At 41.4% G+C, this 21,482-nt stretch carries 19 protein-coding genes; 9 read left to right on the plus strand and 10 right to left on the minus strand.

Features of this window, described 5'->3' with window-relative positions:
* Window positions 1-42 precede the first annotated feature (42 nt).
* From Xmir_RS16830 to Xmir_RS16840, 3 genes are all read right to left on the minus strand, one after another.
* Entirely contained in the window at window positions 43-1,983 is a 1,941-nt protein-coding gene (locus tag Xmir_RS16830) for a DNA topoisomerase III (protein WP_099114834.1), read from the minus strand.
* 116 nt (window positions 1,984-2,099) lie between these two features.
* Entirely contained in the window at window positions 2,100-3,143 is a 1,044-nt protein-coding gene (gene selD, locus Xmir_RS16835) for a selenide, water dikinase SelD (protein ID WP_099114835.1), read from the minus strand.
* A 14-nt stretch (window positions 3,144-3,157) separates the two neighbouring features.
* Window positions 3,158-3,709, minus strand: a complete 552-nt coding sequence (locus tag Xmir_RS16840) for an NAD(P)H nitroreductase (protein ID WP_099114836.1) — start codon at window positions 3,707-3,709, stop codon at window positions 3,158-3,160.
* A 167-nt stretch (window positions 3,710-3,876) separates the two neighbouring features.
* On the opposite strand from Xmir_RS16840, the gene sppA reads away from it, so the two are divergent.
* The 3 genes from sppA (at window position 3,877) to pncA (ending at window position 7,606) form a co-directional block, all read left to right on the plus strand.
* Window positions 3,877-5,769, plus strand: coding sequence for a signal peptide peptidase SppA (gene sppA / locus Xmir_RS16845; RefSeq protein WP_099114837.1), 1,893 nt, complete (start codon window positions 3,877-3,879; stop codon window positions 5,767-5,769).
* A 142-nt stretch (window positions 5,770-5,911) separates the two neighbouring features.
* Window positions 5,912-6,931, plus strand: coding sequence for an asparaginase (gene ansA, locus Xmir_RS16850; protein WP_099114838.1), 1,020 nt, complete (start codon window positions 5,912-5,914; stop codon window positions 6,929-6,931).
* A 24-nt stretch (window positions 6,932-6,955) separates the two neighbouring features.
* The gene (gene pncA / locus Xmir_RS16855) at window positions 6,956-7,606 is read left to right on the plus strand and encodes a bifunctional nicotinamidase/pyrazinamidase (RefSeq protein ID WP_099114862.1); all 651 of its coding nucleotides are present in this window, start codon (window positions 6,956-6,958) and stop codon (window positions 7,604-7,606) included.
* 900 nt (window positions 7,607-8,506) lie between these two features.
* Here pncA and Xmir_RS16865 read toward each other — a convergent pair.
* The 3 genes from Xmir_RS16865 to msrB all read right to left on the minus strand — a co-directional run bounded on the left by Xmir_RS16865 (window position 8,507) and on the right by msrB (window position 10,515).
* Window positions 8,507-9,067 carry an inclusion body family protein gene (locus Xmir_RS16865; protein WP_099114839.1) on the minus strand — a complete coding sequence of 187 codons (561 nt, stop codon included), beginning with the start codon at window positions 9,065-9,067 and terminating at the stop codon, window positions 8,507-8,509.
* A 570-nt stretch (window positions 9,068-9,637) separates the two neighbouring features.
* Window positions 9,638-9,907, minus strand: a complete 270-nt coding sequence (locus tag Xmir_RS16870; protein WP_099114840.1) for a YeaC family protein — start codon at window positions 9,905-9,907, stop codon at window positions 9,638-9,640.
* A gap of 194 nt (window positions 9,908-10,101) precedes the next feature.
* Window positions 10,102-10,515, minus strand: a complete 414-nt coding sequence (gene msrB, locus Xmir_RS16875; RefSeq protein ID WP_099114841.1) for a peptide-methionine (R)-S-oxide reductase MsrB — start codon at window positions 10,513-10,515, stop codon at window positions 10,102-10,104.
* A gap of 343 nt (window positions 10,516-10,858) precedes the next feature.
* Between msrB and gapA the strand changes: the two genes are divergently transcribed.
* Both gapA and Xmir_RS16885 read left to right on the plus strand, forming a co-directional pair.
* Window positions 10,859-11,854 carry a glyceraldehyde-3-phosphate dehydrogenase gene (gapA, locus tag Xmir_RS16880; RefSeq protein WP_099114842.1) on the plus strand — a complete coding sequence of 332 codons (996 nt, stop codon included), beginning with the start codon at window positions 10,859-10,861 and terminating at the stop codon, window positions 11,852-11,854.
* 151 nt (window positions 11,855-12,005) lie between these two features.
* The gene (locus Xmir_RS16885; RefSeq protein ID WP_099114843.1) at window positions 12,006-12,887 is read left to right on the plus strand and encodes a D-hexose-6-phosphate mutarotase; all 882 of its coding nucleotides are present in this window, start codon (window positions 12,006-12,008) and stop codon (window positions 12,885-12,887) included.
* 77 nt (window positions 12,888-12,964) lie between these two features.
* Here the strand turns inward: Xmir_RS16885 and Xmir_RS16890 are convergent, their stop codons facing one another.
* The 3 genes from Xmir_RS16890 to Xmir_RS16900 all read right to left on the minus strand — a co-directional run bounded on the left by Xmir_RS16890 (window position 12,965) and on the right by Xmir_RS16900 (window position 16,499).
* Window positions 12,965-13,714, minus strand: a complete 750-nt coding sequence (locus tag Xmir_RS16890; RefSeq protein ID WP_099114844.1) for a MipA/OmpV family protein — start codon at window positions 13,712-13,714, stop codon at window positions 12,965-12,967.
* A 395-nt stretch (window positions 13,715-14,109) separates the two neighbouring features.
* On the minus strand, window positions 14,110-15,177 hold the full coding sequence (gene dadX, locus Xmir_RS16895; RefSeq protein WP_099114845.1) for a catabolic alanine racemase DadX: 1,068 nt from the start codon (window positions 15,175-15,177) through the stop codon (window positions 14,110-14,112).
* A 20-nt stretch (window positions 15,178-15,197) separates the two neighbouring features.
* Window positions 15,198-16,499, minus strand: coding sequence for a D-amino acid dehydrogenase (locus tag Xmir_RS16900; protein WP_099114846.1), 1,302 nt, complete (start codon window positions 16,497-16,499; stop codon window positions 15,198-15,200).
* A gap of 563 nt (window positions 16,500-17,062) precedes the next feature.
* Between Xmir_RS16900 and Xmir_RS16905 the strand changes: the two genes are divergently transcribed.
* Both Xmir_RS16905 and Xmir_RS16910 read left to right on the plus strand, forming a co-directional pair.
* Window positions 17,063-17,356: a type II toxin-antitoxin system TacA family antitoxin gene (locus tag Xmir_RS16905; RefSeq protein ID WP_099114847.1), complete on the plus strand. Its 294-nt coding sequence runs from the start codon at window positions 17,063-17,065 to the stop codon at window positions 17,354-17,356.
* Window positions 17,334-17,846: a GNAT family N-acetyltransferase gene (locus tag Xmir_RS16910; protein ID WP_099114848.1), complete on the plus strand. Its 513-nt coding sequence runs from the start codon at window positions 17,334-17,336 to the stop codon at window positions 17,844-17,846. Before Xmir_RS16905 ends, Xmir_RS16910 begins: the two co-directional genes overlap by 23 nt.
* Before the next feature lie 330 nt (window positions 17,847-18,176).
* Here the strand turns inward: Xmir_RS16910 and fadR are convergent, their stop codons facing one another.
* Window positions 18,177-18,899 carry a fatty acid metabolism transcriptional regulator FadR gene (gene fadR / locus Xmir_RS16920; protein WP_099114850.1) on the minus strand — a complete coding sequence of 241 codons (723 nt, stop codon included), beginning with the start codon at window positions 18,897-18,899 and terminating at the stop codon, window positions 18,177-18,179.
* Between the two features lie 264 nt (window positions 18,900-19,163).
* Here fadR and nhaB point away from each other — a divergent pair, with 264 nt between their 5' ends.
* On the plus strand, window positions 19,164-20,708 hold the full coding sequence (nhaB, locus tag Xmir_RS16925) for a sodium/proton antiporter NhaB (protein WP_099114851.1): 1,545 nt from the start codon (window positions 19,164-19,166) through the stop codon (window positions 20,706-20,708).
* A 172-nt stretch (window positions 20,709-20,880) separates the two neighbouring features.
* Window positions 20,881-21,405: a disulfide bond formation protein DsbB gene (gene dsbB / locus Xmir_RS16930; RefSeq protein ID WP_099114852.1), complete on the plus strand. Its 525-nt coding sequence runs from the start codon at window positions 20,881-20,883 to the stop codon at window positions 21,403-21,405.
* Window positions 21,406-21,482 lie beyond the last annotated feature (77 nt).

Consider the following 21,482-nt stretch of genomic DNA (forward strand, 5'->3'; position numbering starts at 1 on the left):
AAACACAGCACCATGAATTATGGTGCTGTGCTATCACATTTATTACGTCCGATTAACTTTATCTGTCTTTGTCTTATTCTGACGGGATTTTGTCTGTTTCCCTTTTTTACCTTTTGCAGGAGCAGGAGGTAAGTCCCTGAACGCCTTCAAATTTCGGTATTGTTTTGCCTGCCAGATTAATTGTTGCAACGTCTCTTGAAGAGGCAACATAAAATCCTGATAGCGGAATTGCTTTTCACTGATTTGCGTCAGCCGGGATTCCCAATGTGCTGTCATATCGGGTAATACAGCCATATCCGGCAATACATGGATCAACGCTCGCCCGGCAGGTGTGGCATGAATATAACGCCCTTTTTTATATAAAAACTCCCGTTTAAATAGCAGCTCAATAATCCCTGCCCGGGTTGCTTCCGTACCTAAACCATCTGTTGCCCTCAGAACCTTTTTCAATGCCTTATCCTGGACAAATCGGGCGATACCCGTCATTGCAGACAATAATGTTGCATCGGTAAAAGGTCGTGGTGGTTGTGTCTGCCTTTCCACCACTTCCCCCTTCTCACACAAAAGCTCATCGCCCTTAGCAACAATCGGTAATGGAGTACCTTCGTTCTCTTCATCCCGCTCCTTGTTACCAAGCAAAGTTCTCCAGCCCGCTTCTGCTAAAAAACGTGCTTTAGCGATAAATTTTCCACCTGCAATATCGAGTTCAATCGTACACTTACGGAATACTGCATCAGGGAAAAATTGCATCAGATATTGCCGGGCAATTAAGCCATAAATGTGACTTTCATTATCTGTCAAATTAACTTGGCTACTGCGGGCAGTAGGAACAATGGCATGATGCGCATCCACTTTCTTATCATCCCAACAACGATTCTTTTTATCCACATCCAAAGCATCTTGAGGAAGCAAATGTGCAGCATGCACTGAAATAGCATTCAGGACCGCATGACGCCCTGCAAAATGTTCTTCTGGTAAATAACGACAGTCCGAGCGTGGGTAAGTAATCAATTTATGGGTTTCATAGAGCCGCTGACAAATATCCAGTACTTCTTGGGCACTCAAACCAAAACGCTTGGCTGCTTCAATCTGCAAGGAAGAAAGCGAAAATGGCAATGGTGCAGTTTCTGATTCCCGTTTATCCTGATAGGCTGCGACATAGGCAGGTTGCCCTGTAATACGCGCTACAACATGCTCTGCTAATGGACGGTGAATTACCCTTCCTTCCTCGTCCTGAAAATCAATACATGATTCACTTGGCTGCCATAATGCCGTAAACCGCTCTTCATTTGGCGTGACAATATGTGCTTTAACCTCAAAAAAATCTTTCGGCACAAAATGCTCTATTTCTTCATCACGACGAACAACTAACCCTAAAACGGGTGTTTGAACACGCCCAACAGATAACACCCCCTGATAACCTGCATTCTGGCCCAATAACGTATAAGCACGGGTCATATTGATGCCATAAAGCCAATCTGCTCTCGCTCTGGCAAGTGCAGAAACACACAAAGGAACAAATTCCCTGTTGCTTCTCAGACGTTCAATCGCTTTTGTGACTGCCTGAGGATTCAAGTCATTAATCAGGCAACGTTGGACATTTTGCTTTTTTTCCGTATCCAGCGCTAAAAAATCCAGTACTTCATCCACCAGCAATTGCCCTTCACGATCCGGGTCACCTGCATGGACAATTTCGTTCGCCCTTTCCAGTAGGGATTTAATTGTATTGAGCTGCTTAGCCACGTCAGCCCGTGGCTTTAACTGCCATTTTTCAGGAATGATCGGTAAATCAGCCAATACCCAGCGGGCATAACGGGTATCGTAAGCATCTGGCTCAGCCTGCTCTAATAGATGACCAACACACCAGGTAACAAACTGATTATTACCGCACTCTATAAACCCATCCCCACGCCGATGAGGTTTCGGTAACACATCCGCTATAGCTCTCGCTAGGCTGGGTTTTTCTGCAATAAAAAGACGCATGGAATTATTCAATATTTACCTGTAAAAAATATACTTTAAATACATCATACTATTTCAACAAATTTTCTAAGCTTCCTTACTCGGATAATGGCTTTTAAATGAGTAATTGTGGTTATTTATTCAACAACTTCAATTAATGCCCTGTCTGAGCTTGGTTCAGACAATTCACCAATCGCTATCAAATCAATGTCGTGGTTGCGTGCAATGGCTTCCGCCTCTTTCACGGCATCCGGCAAAATAGCCAGCAATAAACCGCCCGACGTTTGTGGATCACACAGGAGATGGCGTTGACGAACAGTCATTTCTCCTATTAAGTGCCCATAACTGTCAAAGTTGCGCCCCGTGCCACCAGGTACGCAACCTTTTTCAATATAAACATCAACATCCGGCAATCTTGGTATCTGCGAAAACTTGACCGTTGCCTGAACGCCTGAGCCTTCACAAATTTCACCTAAATGCCCTAACAGGCCAAAACCTGTTACATCCGTCATCGCCGTGACACCTTCAATACCTGCAAAATCTGCGCCTGCTTTATTCAGCCTGCACATGGTTTCTTTCGCAACACCTTGGTGTTCAGGCCGAAGCAAACCTTTCTTTTCAGCGGTGGTCAATACGCCAATACCTAAAGGCTTAGTCAAAAACAGGTGGCTGCCTGCCCTTGCCTGATTATTACGCTTCACACGCTCAATATTGATGATACCGGTCACTGCCAAACCAAAAATGGGCTCAGGGGCGTCAATCGAATGCCCGCCAGCAAGGGAAATACCTGCCGCCTGACAAACAGCCCGCCCCCCCTCAATGACTTTTTGGGCAATTTCCGGGGGCAATTTAGCAATTGGCCACCCCAGAATTGCGATCGCCATTATCGGCTTGCCTCCCATCGCGTAAATATCACTGATGGCATTAGTCGCCGCAATACGACCAAAATCAAATGGATCATCAACAATTGGCATAAAGAAATCCGTAGTGCTAATGATGCCTGTGCCATTGCCAATATCATACACAGCAGCATCATCACGGGTTTCGTTACCCACCAGCAAATTAGGATCGAAAAATTTTGCTTGTTCACTATGCAAAATAGTTTCCAATACCTTAGGAGAAATTTTGCAGCCACATCCGGCGCCATGGCTATACTGAGTCAGACGGATTTCTGTTGACATTGTTGTTCACTCCGTTAGAAGTAACTGACAAATTGTGTTAAGTCTGGCGTGGCTACTTTTACTGGAGCCTTGAGTTCCGGCGTCCCTAAATAGAGGAACCCCACAATTTTGTCATTCTCATTACATCCCAGACCCGCTTTGACAATAGGATCTTCTGTCCATGAGCCTGAGCGCCATATGCCGCCAAAACCCTGGGCAACAGCCGCCATCTGCATGGCGTGAACGGCACAGCCCGCAGCAACAACTTGTTCCCATGCAGGTACTTTTGCATGTTCAACCACTTTAGCAATAACCGTGATGATCATCGGAGCACGATAAGGTGCATTTTTTGCTTTTGCTTCAACCTCTTTGCCTAATTCTCCCTCAATAGCCGCTTTTTCAAGAAGTGCGCTAAATTTATCAATGCCTTCTCCCTGCATCACAACAAAATGCCAAGGACGCAATGCCCCATGGTCAGGTGCTCTCATCCCTGCGGCCAAAATATGTTGTAATTCGTTTCCTTCTGGGGCGGGTGTCGTTAAGCGGGCAATTGAACGACGATTCAACAAAAGTTCCAAAGCATTCATGATTTCCTCCTGAATAAGATAATCTGTCACAAACCAACATTCTCTGTTTATTTGTTAATGAATGAAAGCACAGAAATCGTTTTTTCAACCACTCACGTGATTTCTGGCTGACATTTACAAATAAGCTGATTAGGATAACCCCATTTGATACCATAACTGGAGACGATATGCGTACTTTATGGAAGTTTATAGCGTCATTATTTAAATGGAGTTGGAAGCTGCTAAATTTCGTTCGCCAACTTATTTCTAATTTTATCTTTATCCTGCTGATTGTTGTCGTTGCCGTTGGCATAATCGCTTACCAGCACCAATCTAATTCTAACGATAACTACCAAGGCGCATTATATGTAGATCTATCTGGTATAGTTCTTGACCGAGTATCCTCTCGCAACCCGCTTGATCTATTGGGAAAAAGCCTTTTCGACTCCTCCGGTAAAAGTTCACAGGAAACTTCTGTATTTGACATTGTTGACAGCATTCGTCGTGCCAAAAATGATCCCAAAATTACTGGAATGGTATTAAAGCTGAATAACTTTATCGGTGCAGATCAGCCTTCCATGAGGTATATCGGCAAAACCATCAGCGAATTTAAAGCGGCGGGCAAACCTGTTTTTGCAATAGGTGATACTTACAGTCAATCACAATATTATTTAGCCAGTTATGCAAATGAAATATACCTGTCCCCACAAGGAACCGTTGATATCCATGGTTTCTCGACCAATCATTTGTACTACAAATCATTATTGGACACGCTGAAAGTTTCTAACCATATTTTTCGTGTAGGAACCTATAAATCGGCAGTGGAGCCCTTTTTACGGGATGATATGTCAGAAGAAGCACGTCAAGCTGACAGCCTGTGGCTCAACGAGCTTTGGAATAATTACTTAAATACCATTGCCGCTAACAGGAAGACTTCTGCCGAACAAATATCCCCTGCTGCAACTAACTTCCTTGAAAAATTTCGTAAAGCAGATGGTGATGCCGCACTGTATGCGTATCAAAACAAGCTGGTCAATTATATTGAGCCACGCAGTACTATTGAAAACAAAATGAAGGAAATCTTCGGTTGGGATGCGGAACGAAAGCATTTCAACTACATCAGCATCTATGATTATATTGCCCTGAAACCAGTACAAACCCTGGGCAATAATCAAGGTAATATTGCCGTTATTATTGCTGAAGGCGCGATTCTGGATGGTAAAGAAGAGCCAGGCGTAGTAGGAAGTGACACAATTGTGGAGCAGCTACGTGAAGCACGCAATAATCCTGACATAAAAGCGATCGTATTGCGGGTAAACAGCCCTGGTGGCAGTATCGGTGCATCAGAGATTATTCGTAGCGAAATCGCAGCCATCCGCTATGGCAATGGAAAAAATAATGGTGAAGGCGCTAAACCTGTTGTGGTTTCAATGGGAGGTTTAGCAGCATCAGGCGGCTACTGGATATCCACCCCGGCCAACTACATCATTGCAGATCCAAATACATTAACAGGTTCTATCGGTGTTTTTGGTCTGTTTCAAACTTTTGAAAAAAGCCTAAATTATATCGGTGTGAATACTGATGGTGTTTCAACAACGCCACTGGCAGATATCTCCGCAACCAAAGGCATTAACCAAATCGCCTCCGATGTAATACAGTTGTCTATCGAAAATGGCTACAGTAAGTTTATCAAACTGGTTGCACATTCACGTAATAAGTCGCTGGATGAAACCAATAAAATTGCTCAAGGACGTGTTTGGAGCGGCTTTGATGCCAAAAAACTGGGTTTAGTCGATCAGTTGGGTGATTTTGATGATGCTGTCAAAAAAGCCTCTGAACTGGCAGGCGTTAAAAACGTATCACTGAACTGGATGCAGCCTGAACTCTCATTCTCTGAAAGAATGATGTTAGGTTTCACTTCATCAGCACAAGCCCTGCTGCCAAATGTATTACAGTCAATGTTGCCAGCTCCGTTTTCTCAGGTTGCTCAAGACATGAAAAAACAGGCTGTGTTTTATAACAATATGAATGATCCGCAGCATATTTATACATTCTGTCTGAACTGTGTCGATATCCGTTAAAAACGACTTATCTATACCCAATAGATTTCAAGTTGTGTCGCGACGGGTATACCTCAAATTTGAAGCCTGATTTCACGATCAGGCTTTTTTTATTCCCCATACTCCCTATAATCCGGCTAAATATTTTTATTGAGACGTGATCATGCAGAAGAAATCTATCTATGTTGTTTACACTGGCGGCACAATCGGGATGCAGCATTCTCCTAATGGGTACATTCCTGTCTCCGGCCATTTGCAACAGCAACTCGCAAAAATGCCTGAATTCCACCGACCAGAAATGCCAACATTTACGATCCGTGAACATCAACCCCTGATTGACTCTTCTGATATGAGTCCTGATGACTGGGGCATTATCGCAAATGATATCCACCAGAATTATCATGACTATGACGGCTTTGTTATTCTGCATGGCACCGACACCATGGCTTTCACTGCCTCAGCGCTTTCTTTCATGCTTGAGAACCTCAACAAGCCGGTTATTGTGACAGGGTCACAAATACCTTTAGAAGCATTACGTTCTGATGGTCAGACAAACTTACTTAACGCCTTGTATCTTGCTGCAAACTACCCTATCAACGAAGTCAGCCTGTTTTTCAACAACAAATTGTTTCGTGGAAACAGAACAGTTAAAGCCCACGCTGATGGTTTTGATGCCTTTTCATCCCCTAACTGTTCACCATTAATGGAAGCAGGCATCAATATTCGCACTTTCAAAACAAGCCCCATACCTGCCAAGCACAGCGAGTTTGTCGTCAATCCGATCACATCACAACCGATTGGTGTTGTAACCATCTACCCAGGCTTATCCAGCCAAGTGGTAGAAAACATCCTGATGCAACCGGTTAAGGCATTGATTTTAAGATCATATGGAGTTGGCAATGCCCCGCAATGTGCCTCTTTGCTAAAAACATTAAGAGAAGCGACCGAGCGAGGAATTATCGTGGTTAATTTGACTCAGTGTATTTCTGGCCGGGTCAATATGGAGGGATATGCTACCGGTCACTCACTGGCCGCATCAGGTGTTATCAGCGGTTATGACATGACTTTCGAGGCCGCCTTGACGAAATTGCACTATTTATTGAGCCAATCTTACACACCCGAAGAAATTCGCTACCTGATGCAGCAGAATTTGCGCGGTGAATTGAGCTATTCAGATGATTAATAAAAAGGTAAATCGAGAAATATGATGAAAACAGCATTATTACTTATCGATCTGCAAAATGATTTCTGTACTGGGGGCGCACTGGCGGTTAAAGAGAGTGAGACTGTCATTAAAGTAGCGAATGAGGTTATCGCCCTCTGTCAGGAAAATAATAGCCAGAAGAATCATACTGCTATTATTGCCAGTCAGGATTGGCACCCAACAAACCACATGAGTTTTGCCGTAAATTCCGGGCAAAAAATGGGGGAATTAGGCGAACTTAATGGCATTCCCCAAATATGGTGGCCGGTTCACTGTGTACAGGGGCAATTTGGAGCAGAATTTCATCCTTTATTGAATCAATCAGCTATCCAGGAAGTTTTTCAAAAAGGCGAAAATCCCCAGATAGATAGTTATAGTACGTTTTTCGACAATGACCATAAAAGCGAAACTCAACTGCATGGATGGCTGACTGAACATAATATACAGCGCTTACTTGTATTGGGCATTGCTACTGATTACTGCGTTAAATTTACTGTACTTGATGCTCTGGCTCTCGGCTACGAAACCTATGTGATTACAGATGGTTGTCGTGGTGTCAATATTCAGCCCGATGACAGCCAGCATGCTTTTGAGGAAATGGCATCCAAGGGTGCTAAATTAATCTCACAAAGCGAAATAGTATCGATTTTGTAAACACCAAAAATCGCCTCGTCCTTGGCTAAAATTATTTTTAGCAAACAGGACGAGGTTTTTATGTACAAACTAAAAACGTACACAATGTTGTACATAAAAATTGATCTTACATTGGTTAGATAGGGAAAATTGAGATCGGTTTCAAGGTGAGGATAAGAAGGAAGTTACTATCACTATAGGGCAGCAATCTGCCCTTTAACATACGGGATAACCCTGCATGTACTGGACAGCTTAAACTCAAGCTCTCCTGTGTCGTTTATAACTCATTGATTTATCCGAGACCGTCACGTTGACTCAATCATTGCGGAAATCCCACTTGAATAATGTTGATTGAGTTTTAATCTCCAATCTTCTGCATCATGCAGAAGATTGGAGGGTTAAAGGTGAGATTTCTCACCTTTATAAAACTTGTTGATTTTGCTTATTTCTGTCACAGGGACAGGGATTTTTACTGTGCTGAGTTTTGATAGCAACTACAGTGATAACTCAGGTGACTTTTATGTTAATGTTAAAATAGAGTCACGTTATTCTCTTCTCGAAGAAATAAAATAAATAATTAAAACTCTAACCCGCAACTTTCTGCGGGTTAATTATTCATACCAAATAGGAAAAATGGAAACAGTTTTTATTTGAAATATATTTTTCATCACATTTCTATAAATTAGCGGCCATGACATCAATTTATTGAATCATGTATAGCATGCTTATTTGAATAATATTCAGGCCATGATTCCAATAATTAGATATTGTGATAGATGCCTCTCTTTTTTATTATTGGTGAGTTATGGCGAAAGTTAATGTGGTTTGTCGTTATTGTCACAAAACAGAAGAGGTCAAGAAAATGAAAAAGCCCCACATGGTTAGTGAGGCTTTATTTATAATTGGGAATTACACAATGGATCATCTATTGTCCAGAATAATAGCTGGATCCCAATTAACATATCCCCTGAAATTACCATTATCATATATACCTACAATGAACGCATAATATTCTGTAGCTGCATTTCCAGGAGGAGGCATGTTTTTAACGGTGATATCCCAATAGTAGCTAAATATTTCCTGAAGATCTACTTCAAGCGGATTTGGGTTTGGTACTGGATTATCTGACTTCAACACAGGGACATAAGAATGTATCGGCTTTACTTCTGGGGGGACGAAAAAATAACTTGCTTCAGTTGGTGTCTGAAAAACCGGGTAAAGTTTCAATAATGCAGCTGAATACTCTGAATCTTTAGACAAAGTAACCCCACGCCAACGAATAGTATCACCATTCTTAGCTTTAACTTGTAAGTCACTTCCACCCTGACCCTGTATAACATATTTTGACTTAGCTAACATATGAATATATTTGTTTCCATTACTAAGGAAAGTAGGTGCATTAATATTATTACTAATCTTACCATAATCTTCCATAATAGATTGCGCGTCCACAGTAACTAATATATCGATCACATTCGCCATTATAGTACCCTCATTAGTTAATAGTATTATTATTTTTTATTCGCAAACCAAAATAACAACAGGCCTATATTTAAACACTAAACTGCTTACAGATTTAACCATATCAGAATAAATCAAGATGGAAATATCAAAAAAATATAATAACAAAGGAAAATAAATTACAATTAAATATTTTTAATGATATTGATTTGATATTGTTTGTTTTATGTAAAATTTATTTCCAAATCTATTTTGTATTGCTATTAAATAGACTAGAAACAAAAAAACGCAATCGCGAAACTTTAAACACTCGATAAGCTATGTGACATTGCTATCACCCTTATCACAATATACTGACTTTTGTAATTAAGCAACTTGATTAACGGTTTCTTTTTGCACACATTTATCCAGTTCCAACACCAGATCCGAAACAGCCAGCACATTAATCATCTCAACCAGCAGTTCGCGGTCACCGAACCCAATCAGGTTTGGTGCGGTGATTGTAGTTTATGTACACCAAGCAACAAGCAAGATGTACATATTTCTCGTGACACAAGGTGTGTGTTTGTAACTATTACTGACTATTAATAACTAAAGCTGATTAATGAACCGTATTTCGGACTGGAATGTCGCTTTTAGCTCTTGTTTACTTTTGATAGTAATTTGACCATCTGTGCCAATCGTCATATGTTCAGGATCATGATTATGCCTGGCCTGCCAAAGCATCACCGCCTGTAAACTATGTTCTTTCTGTTCTGGCGTAAGTGGTACGCCATCCTGCCATTTTCCTAATTCGACAGCCTGAACCAATCGCTGATAAATTTCGGGTGTCATGGCAGAAATTAAATCATCCAACTTCATTAATATTCCTTAGCGGCTACATGGCTATTTATATTATTTACACGATGACACTGAGAATGACTATAAGCCGACACTATTTCAATCAATATCATCACAAGTTAATAGCTTAATTTTAACACCAGAGCTGAATCGTTTCTTTTACATTATGAAACCCAATAGTTTCACCTGAGTTCAAAAAACAGCCTTAAATGACATTAACCTGCTGTTTCTTCGCTTGTTTCTTTATCGATAAAACGCAATGCTGCTGAATTAATGCAGAAACGCTCCCCTGTCGGTTTGGGGCCATCGGGAAAAACATGCCCTAAGTGGGCCTGACAATGGCTACAACGCACCTCTATCCGGTGCATATTATGTGAATAATCATCAAGGTAAGTGATAGAATCATCATCGATTGGCTGGTAAAAACTCGGCCATCCGCATCCAGAATCAAATTTAGTATCTGAAACAAATAATGGCTGGCGACAACACAGGCAATGGTAAATACCACTTTTTTTGTTGTGCAGTAATTTTCCTGAAAACGGCGGCTCAGTGCCTGCTTCTTGCGTAACATGACGCTGCATTGTACTAAGCTGTTCTATAGAAAGGGAAATATTTTGACTTTTAGCCATGATGACCACCTTTTAAGGCCAATATTTTCAATAAAAAAATCATCGAAAACAACAAAAAATCAACATAAACATGTTAAAACGCATTCTAACCCATTCAACACAGCAATTTACCTTACTAATTGTGATAAGTCTCACATATCTAACCGATGGTAACTTTAAATATCTCCCTATACCCCGATAATGGTGTGCGTAGAGCTTGTCCCGGCTGTATAACAAGCGTTCAGATAGTGATTATTAAATTGATCTTTTTCAATTGTTGACACGATTCCGCTTGACGGCTGGCAAGATTTTGGTAACTTTAGAAACAACTTTTAATTCACTAAAAAATAGCTGGTGGAATACTATGACTATCAAAGTAGGTATTAACGGTTTTGGTCGTATCGGCCGTATTGTTTTCCGTGCTGCACAAGAGCGTTCAGATATTGAAATCGTTGCTATCAATGATCTGTTAGATGCAGAGTACATGGCTTACATGCTGAAATACGATTCAACCCACGGCCGCTTCAACGGTACTGTTGAAGTTAAAGAAGGTCAGCTGGTTGTTAACGGCAAAACCATCCGCGTTACATCTGAAAGAGACCCAGCTAACCTGAAATGGAACGAAGTGGGTGTTGATGTTGTTGCAGAAGCAACAGGTATCTTCCTGACTGACGAAACTGCACGTAAACACATCGCTGCGGGCGCGAAAAAAGTTGTTCTGACTGGCCCATCCAAAGACAACACGCCAATGTTCGTTATGGGTGTCAACCATAGCGCTTATGCAGGTCAGGATATTGTTTCTAACGCATCTTGCACCACTAACTGCCTGGCTCCACTGGCTAAAGTTATCAATGACAAATTTGGCATCGTTGAAGGTTTGATGACAACCGTTCACGCAACAACCGCAACTCAGAAAACTGTTGACGGTCCTTCTGCGAAAGACTGGCGCGGCGGCCGTGGTGCAGCGCAGAACATCATCCCATCTTCTACCGGTGCAGCAAAAGCAGTAGGTAAAGTTATCCCAGAACTGAACGGTAAACTGACGGGTATGTCTTTCCGTGTTCCTACTCCTAACGTTTCTGTTGTTGACCTGACTGCTCGTCTGGAAAAACCAGCAACTTACGCAGAAATCTGTGACGCAATCAAAGAAGCAGCAGAAGGCGAGTTGAAAGGCATCCTGGGCTATACTGAAGACGACGTTGTTTCTACCGATTTCAACGGTGAAAAACTGACTTCCGTATTTGATGCAAAAGCAGGTATTGCCCTGAACGACAACTTTGTAAAACTGGTTTCTTGGTATGACAACGAAACAGGTTACTCAAACAAAGTTTTGGATTTGATCGCTCATATTTCTAAATAATCGAGCTTTCTCCATATTCAAAAACCACCTGTTTACGGGTGGTTTTTTTATCCCAAAATTTATATTTTCAGAACATTGAGCTATTCTTGAGCCTTATCACCACTACTCATTCAAGATGTTACCTATTCAGGTTTACATAAGGTTATGACAAATGCTTGATAAAATTTTTTCATTACCGGTTGTAGAACAGATATCCCCTTATATCAGTCAACGAAACATTGACGGCTTTCCCTTGATTGTTGTTTCCCATCCTAAAGTACGCGGTGCGATTAGCATTCAAGGGGCACATTTGCTCACATGGCAGCCTGATAGTGAAAAACCCGTCTTATGGTTAAGTGATCAAACTGCCTTTAGGGCAGGTACAGCAATTCGGGGTGGGATTCCCATCTGTTGGCCCTGGTTCGGTCCAGTTTCGGCTCCCAGCCACGGATTTGCCCGAATACTGCCCTGGGAGCTCAAAGCACACCATGAAAACGAAAATGGCGTTATTTTGACATTTACTCTCCAGAGTAGCGCTTATACTCATAAATTATGGCCACATGAATTCACGCTAATTGCCCGCTTTAAATTAGGGGAAACCTGCGAAATAGAGCTGGAGTGTCATGGTGAATATCAAGCGACTGGCGCCCTTCACTCTTATTTCAATGTCAGTGACATCAATCAAATTCGAGTCAGTGGGCTTGGTGCTCATTTTATTGATACTGTTACAGACAGAGAAATGTACGCCCATGAAGATTTAATTTTTAAGGGACGAACAGACCGCATTTATACAGAGCCGGACGATTTCAGCTTATTGAGAGACTCCATGTGGAAGCGAACAATTGAAATACACCACTACCACCATAGCGATGTAGTATGCTGGAACCCTGGCGCTGAACTTTCCAATAATATGAAAGACATGAGCCGGGAAGGTTATAAAAACATGGCCTGTATCGAAACTGCTCGTATCAATAACCCATTGCGCCCCAGAAATGGCGATCCAGATAGGTTGTCCGTTATTATTCGCTGCCGAAAAATTCCTGACGGTTATTAGGTCAAGGTAATGAAAAGCTGAACTTTGCCATAACAATTGCAAACATTCAGCTTTTCAGTAGCTATCTGGAAGAAAAATCAAAATGTATAAGTAATACCGGACCAGATAATACCGGAGTATGAACGATTGATCATCGGACTATCTTTAATTTGATTGGGTAAGTATTCAACACGCCCTGCCATGAAGGCTGTCCAACTTTCATTAAGAGAATAATAACCAGATAATTCAAAATAAGGGCTCCAGCTATCTCCTGGTGTGTATTCAGCTAACCCACTACGTACTGACTCTCTTTTTGTTATGCCATAGCTATAGCGGTTCTGTTTTTTACTATCCCAAATCACACCAATGCCAGGCTTCAATACCCAATCACCTTGCTCAATATTATATAAATAGGAAAAGTCAGCTCGGATCCCTTTACTCTCTCCTAACATATCAGCAGCAACAGAAGCACGCAGTGTTCCCCAGTCTTCATGATGCTGATAAGTAAAGCCACCCATCATCGTGTCACGACGGCGATCCAACTTTTTCATTTGTTCATTTTTACTATCTTTGGGATGAAAGGCTTGCGGAGAATAAAATACATCAACAGAAAGTTCGTCTTTGGGTTGATTCCAGAGGTAATAACCAGCAGTCAACGTATGAAAATAAAAGTTTTCACTTTCATAAGAAACCATAGGAACAGGCAGGAAATTATCCTGCGCTTTCGCGCCCTTGTAAGGTTTAGCCTCATACACTGCCGACAAACCAACAGACCATTCACCAGCATATGTCACAGAAGAAAATAAGCACAGACCAGCTACAGCAACAAATACCTTATTTTTATTCATATTAAGTTATTTCCACTTTAATGAGTCTTTGTTAATTTAGTTTCCTGTAAAACAAATAGCTAAAAAACATTCGTATTAAAAAAACAAACTCCAATATGCAGGGGCTGAAAAAGCTCCCACGGCATCTCAGTTTAACGATTAATCATACAGTATTAGATATATTTTGTACTGCCCGCCACTCTGAAAAAATCATATCAAATATTGTGATCAGCACAGTTACTCAAAAATAAGAACTACCCAACAAGACAATTTATTAGGCATAAAATAATTAGGCATAGAATAATCCAGAGAAAGCAAAATCCTCTGGATTACTTCAGCGACATAAGACTATTCAAAATACTTTAACCGAACAACATGACTTCCTCAGAAGAGGGTATTCCGTTAAGAATAAGAAATTAAGTAACAGTGACAGGGACTCTTTTCGCTAAAGCACACAGAAGTTCATATCCAATAGTGCCTGCCGACTCTGCAACTTCATCCACTGGTAGTTTTGTTCCCCACAATTCGACAGTACTGCCTATGTTTGCCTGTGGGCATGGAGTCAAATCAACGGTCATCATGTCCATTGATATAGCGCCCAATAATTGAGTACGGATACCATCAACCATGACAGGGGTTCCCGTTGGAGCATGTCTCGGATATCCATCCGCATAGCCACATGCTACTGTGCCTACACGCATGGGTTTCTGAGTTGTATAGCGGCTGCCGTAGCCAATTTTTTCTCCTTTGGGAAGCTCGTGGACCGCAATGATTTCACTTTGCAACGTCATAGTTGGTTTCAATCCAATATCCGCAATATCACACCACTTTCCGCTTGGGGATGCACCATAGAGAATAATGCCCGGACGAACCCAATCGCCATGTGTCTTCGGATACCACAAAACAGCGCCAGAATTCGCCAAACAATGAGGAAGTGAGTTCATTTGCAAGCGTTCAACAACCGCAAATTGCTCATTAACACCAACTCCATTATCAGAATTGGCAAAATGGGTCATTAAAGTCACTGAATTGACGTTTTTAATTCCTCTCGCTTTTGAAACTATCTGCGGAAACTCTTCTGGCGTGAATCCTAACCGATTCATACCACTATTAAGTTTCAAATAGATATCAATGGGATTGTCCAACCTGGTTTTTTCTATCTCCTCAAGATGCCAATGACTATGTACTGCGGTTGTCAGACGGTACTCATTAATAATGTCTAAATCCGATGATTTGAAAAAACCTTCCAATAATAGGATTGGTCCCTGCCATCCTTGTTCTCTTAAATAAATAGCTTCATTCATGTCGAGCAGTGCAAACCCATCTGTCTGTATGAGTGATTGCCATATTCGGTCCAATCCATGCCCATACGCATTCGCTTTCACTACCGACCAGACTTTACTGTTACCAACCCTTTGGCGAATAACCGATAAATTATGGTGGAATGCTTCGAGATGGATCGTTGCCAAAATAGGACGTGGCATAACGACTCCTTTTCTATGGTTTATGCAGTATGTAAATGAGGATTCATTGGAAACACTTTTATATTGAACCCATTGATATATCTAAATACAGAGAGATCATCTGCCGCAATATCAGGTTTCTTGCCTGAAATTAAATCAGCCAATAACTTTCCTGAACCACAAGCCATTGTCCAGCCTAGTGTTCCATGCCCGGTATTTAAATATAGATTCGAATATTTGGTTGGGCCAACGATAGGCGTTCCATCTGGCGTCATCGGACGTAACCCCGTCCAGAATGAAGCTTCTTCAATCTTGCCACCATTGTGGTAAAGATCTTGCACAACCATCTTCAATGTTTCACAGCGATTTTGAAGAACGTTCAAATTAAAACCGACAACTTCTGCCATACCTCCGACGCGAATACGATCATCAAAACGGGTAATAGCAATTTTGTACGTTTCATCAAGCACAGTTGATACAGGTGCCCTTGATTCATCCATAATCGGCATCGTTAATGAATAGCCTTTCATTGGATAAACCGGAATTTTGACGAGATTTTTCAATATCTCTGTGGAATAAGAACCCATCGCGACCACATAATGATCAGCAGTCATGATGCCATCATCACATTGAATACCCGATACTTTATGCCCATCCACCAAAATCTGCTTAACGTGCTTATTAAAAATAAACTTCACACCAGCATCTTCTGCCATTTTTGCCAATCTCTTGGTAAAAATCTGGCAATCACCGGTTTCATCATTTGGTAATTGCAACCCGCCGGTCAGTTTATGGAAAGTATGGGCAAGAGCAGGTTCCACAGTTGCTAATTGTTCGGCAGTCAATAACCGATAAGGCACCCCTTCCTGCTCTAACACAGCAATATCATTGGCAGCATTATCAAATTGCTTAGTTGTTCTGAACAGTTGCAGCGTTCCACCCTGACGCCCTTCATACTGGATACCGGTATCAGCCCTTAATTGCTTAATACAGTCCCGGCTATATTCTGCCAAACGTACCATTCTGCTTTTATTCATAGCGTAATGGCTTGCATCACAATTACGCAGCATTTCCCACATCCAGCGTAATTGAAACAATGAACCATCAGGACGAATAGCCAGAGGTGCATGTCGTTGAAATATCCACTTTATGGCTTTAAGTGGGATCCCAGGTGCTCCCCAAGGTGTCGCGTACCCTGGTGATATTTGACCAGCGTTACCGGCACTCGTCTCTTCAGCGGCACTATTCTGGCGATCAATTACAATAACTTCATGACCTTCCTGCGCAAGATACCACGCACTGGTTACGCCAATAACGCCACTGCCTAAAATAAGAACCTTCATTTTGTACTCCGTTGGTGAATCATCCTCACAAGCATAATATGCTAAAGATAAAAATCCAATACAGAATAATAGGCTGTAACATAATTAATCAATTTTTAGGATTCAAGTCACAACTCCATTACAAACTCAAGATAAGGCATTTATTTAAAATAAATGCAGAAATTAATAAATTTTAAATTAAATCAATGAAATAAGATGGGATTAAATTCTGCCAACCCCCTTTGATTTTCATCTTTCAAAGTGATTTTTGCGGTAAAAAATAAACATTAAATTCACAACACGAATTTACATAAAAAACCAACAAAAATAGAAAATACAAAATAAAATTTCGATTAAATATTCATTGGGTAGAATAATAATTTAAAAAATTGAATTATACAGTTTGGATGAATTTTCAGCGTTAATTAAGGAGCCAAAAACATAAAGGAAGGATCACGGTCCCACTTAATTTGATTTATTCCACAATCAAATATGACGCCATTTTGGCACATCCATTGAATTTTGTTAAAAACAATGCTAAATTAAACAGTGAGTGAAGATTCGTATTTCAGAGGAGTAGGCACATGGCCACATTAATCAATGAGAGAATCACTACTAGGGTGAGCTCAGAAACCAAAGAGCTACTAGAAATAGCACTGTCATTATCAGGGTATGCAAGCCTGAATAGTTTTATTGCCAATGCAGCTATTGCGGAGGCAAAGCGATTGATTGAACAGAACATGCGTATTCGATTGTGTCAGGAGGATGCACTGGCATTTGTTAATGCATTGGAAAACGAAAAACCAATCAATGAGCGTTTCCTTCGTGCTGCTCGTAGACATAAGGAAACAATAGATGCAGATAAAACCTCTAGATAAAAACAAACATGATAGAAATAATTTTGATTGTGGTGAGCCTGAGCTAAACAATTACTTGAAAACCGTTTCAGGGCAGCATGATAAAAAAGCTCTATCAAGAACATTTGTCCTCACCAGTAGCCAGAATGAACATCAAATAAAGGGATTCTATTCCTTGGCACTTTGCACTATAGAATTAGATGAACTACCAGAAAAAATAGCGAAAAAATACCCGTCAGCACTGCATTGTGCTCTTATTGGTCGATTAGCTGTAAGTAAGTCATTTCAACGCCAAGGATTTGGCGAAATTTTGCTGATAGATGCAATTCGCAAAGCCATAAAGTCATCAAAAATCATCCCCACTCCGATGATTATTGTTGACGCTAAGAACGACATAGTAAAAAGGTTGTACATAAATATGGGGTTTGATGAGTTTCCTCGGGAAAAGGGCAAGCTGTTTATGACCATGGTCAACGCAATAAAAATGATAGAAATTGCAGATGGGGTTTGATTTGCTAAAAATAAAAAGGTAAACGAGACCAGCCGTGTGCAACAAGCGCATATTGATGGGAGGTACGGGCAATTTCTTTGCGAGCCAATACGATAATCGGTTCGTTAAGCTAGCTAAAGGCGATACGGTCATTATTGAGAAAACGTCAAGCATCTATTGGCGGTTATCACAGCTACCGGGTTACTGTCTCGTCTTGAGCCAAGATAAGAGAAATGATGGGATAAAGGAACATCCCCAGAAACATAGAAAACTTTATAGAACATGACTATGTCACTGGGGAGAACAAGCGTCAACAACGCATCAAGTCAAAGAATAATATAAAAAGTATAATCAGCCGAAATGTGCTTCTGTTAATTCATTGATCATGGCACTTTGCATACCATGCCAGATAATCCCACTGTCTTTACCATAATTACGCACACAATCCATGATCTTGTCATACGATTGTTCCTGACACAGTAAACCCAACTGTTGGTAGAAATTCATTGCCAGCTTACGTGCTTCAGGGCTGGAGAAATAATAACGACCAACACGGGTATATAACCCTTTCAGCCCATTAATAATCAAACCATAGATCGGGTTGCCTGATGCAAAGGCCAAGCCACGGAAAATATTATAATCCACAGAACTGAAAGACTCGGCGGTATCTTCCACATTTTCTTTTTCTGCCAGAACTTCCAGTGATTTTTCAGGATTATGTCTGAACGCAGTACGAATAAAGATAGCGGCGATATTCGTTCTCACCGCCAATAAATTGTCGATTAACTGGGGAACGCGATCATGATCAAGACGCGCCAAGGTTTCCAGAATATTAAGACCGGATGTTTCCCAGAAGTTATTGACCTTTGTTGGTTTTCCATGCTGAATAGTCAACCAGCCATCACGGGCAAGGCGCTGCAACACTTCACGCAAAGTCGTACGGGTGACACCGATCAATTCAGATAATTCACGTTCTGCTGGCAGTATGGAACCGGGTGGAAAGCGATTATTCCAAATACTTTCAATGATATACTCTTCCGCAAAACTCGCAGGACTTTGAGCCTTAATTACCATAATTTTAATTATTCCAAAGCAGTTTTCTTGGCTAATAATAGCTGTTGATCATACCAGAATGTGTTTGTCCGACATAGTTACCTGGTAAATAAACCGTGAAAGAGTGAAAGGGCTCATAAAAAACTCAGTCATTCACGGATTAATTATGCGCTGATACCCTTAAATTGCTATCTTGTTGAGCGTACTATGGCTTAGTTTTGGATTGTCCAGATTTGGCTATTTAGACTTATTCCACGTATCTACTAAAGAGGAAAGTTAACAATAATGGAAATCAGTATACGACGTGCAGTGGTGAAAAACTTTCTCGGCAATTCGCCGGATTGGTACAAATTGGCTATCATTGTTTTTCTTATCATCAATCCACTGGTTTATTTTTTTGTCAGCCCTTTTATTGCTGGCTGGATGCTCGTTGTTGAGTTTATCTTCACTCTGGCAATGGCATTGAAGTGCTATCCTTTGCAACCCGGCGGGTTACTTGCCATTGAAGCCGTCATCATCGGAATGACGTCGCCAAACCAGATAGGCCATGAAATCAGCAACAATCTGGAAGTCATTTTACTCTTGATTTTCATGGTTGCGGGTATTTATTTCATGAAACAGCTCTTGCTGTTTGTTTTTACGAAGCTGTTATTAAGCATCCGCTCCAAGAAAATGCTGGCACTGGCTTTCTGTCTGGCAAGTGCTTTTTTATCTGCCTTTCTTGATGCCCTGACCGTCATTGCCGTTGTGATCAGTGTTTCAGTCGGGTTTTATGCCATCTACCATCAATTCCTTTCCCAAAATGGCAATTCTGAACTCAATGACGATAAGTTCATTGATAACGAAGATAAAAAGCAGACACTGGAACAGTTTCGTGCCTTTCTGCGCAGCCTGATGATGCACGCGGGTATTGGTACTGCTCTGGGTGGCGTAATGACCATGGTAGGTGAGCCACAAAACCTGATTATTGCCAAGCATGTTGGCTGGGATTTTGTCACCTTCTTTATTCGTATGTCGCCAGTCACTATTCCTGTATTTGTTTGCGGTTTGCTGGTCTGTGTGCTGGTTGAACACTTTAAACTGTTTGGTTACGGCGCTGAATTACCGGAACGTGTTCGTTCAGTGTTAGAAGACTATGACCAGAAAGCCAGTGAAAAACGTACCCGTCAGGAAAAAGCCCAGCTTGCTGTGCAGGCGTTAATTGGTATTTGGCTGATTGTGGCACTGGCTTTCCATTTAGCCGAAGTGGGCTTGATTGGCCTGTCAGTGATTATTCTCACCACGGCATTTTGCGGTATTACTGAAGAACACGCCTTGGGTAAAGCATTCGAAGAAGCCCTGCCGTTTACTGCATTGCTAACGGTATTCTTCTCTGTGGTTGCCGTGATTGTTGACCAACAACTGTTTACGCCATTCATTCAATTTGTCCTACAGTCTTCGCCGGCTTCACAGCTTTCCTTATTCTATCTGTTCAACGGCTTGCTTTCTGCTGTTTCTGATAATGTCTTCGTTGGTACGGTGTATATTAGTGAAGCTCTGACCGCCCTGAAAAACGGTCTGATTTCACAACAACAATATGAATATTTGGCGGTAGCCATCAATACAGGAACCAACTTGCCTTCTGTCGCAACACCCAATGGGCAGGCGGCTTTCCTGTTCTTACTGACTTCTGCTCTGTCTCCGTTGATTCGCCTCTCTTATGGCCGCATGGTGATGATGGCACTGCCTTATACTATTGTGATGACATTAGTCGGGTTTCTGAGCGTTGAGTTTTGGTTGGTTCCTGCCACTGAATATCTCACCAAACTGGGTTTGGTTGCTCCGTTATAACTGTTAACAGAATTAACTGTTGTATCCTGCCGGATAGTGTGGCTTTACACACTATCCGGTTTTTTGTTAATGCTCTTCCTGAAAAAATAGCGCAGTTAACTTTAATTTTATTTTTTTATGACGGATGAAACGGCACAATAAGCCAATTAATTCATACATGGGGAAAACAACAATGTTCCAATTTTTAAAACAGTGTTCCCAAGGGCGAGGTGCATGGTTATTAATGGCGCTGACAGCTCTTATCTTAGAAGCCACCGCACTCTATTTTCAGCATGTTATGCAGTTACAGCCCTGTGTTATGTGTATTTATGAGCGTGTTGCCCTGTTTGGTATTTTAGGCGCTGCATTGCTTGGTGCCATTGCCCCTAAAACCCCTTTGCGCTGGCTGGCGATCCTGCTATGGATTTACAGCGCATGGCAAGGACTGCAACTGGCATGGGATCACACCATGATGCAGTTATACCCTTCTCCCTTTAATACCTGCGATTTCTTTGTCAGTTTCCCATCCTGGTTACCGCTGCATGAGTGGCTGCCTTCAGTGTTTCAGGCCTATGGGGATTGCTCGGTGAAACAGTGGGAATTTTTAACATTGGATATGCCGCAATGGTTGATTGGCATTTTTGCGGCTTATTTGGTGGTAGGCGTACTGGTGCTGGTCAGTCAGGTTTTTCAGGTTCGTAATAGAAATAGGTTCTGAGAATAAAAACTGCCCCTTGTTGTTGGAGATGATAACTTGGGACAGTTTGGTTTCGGTGATTTTATCTGACCATTAGA

The sequence above is a fragment of the Xenorhabdus miraniensis genome, from assembly GCF_002632615.1.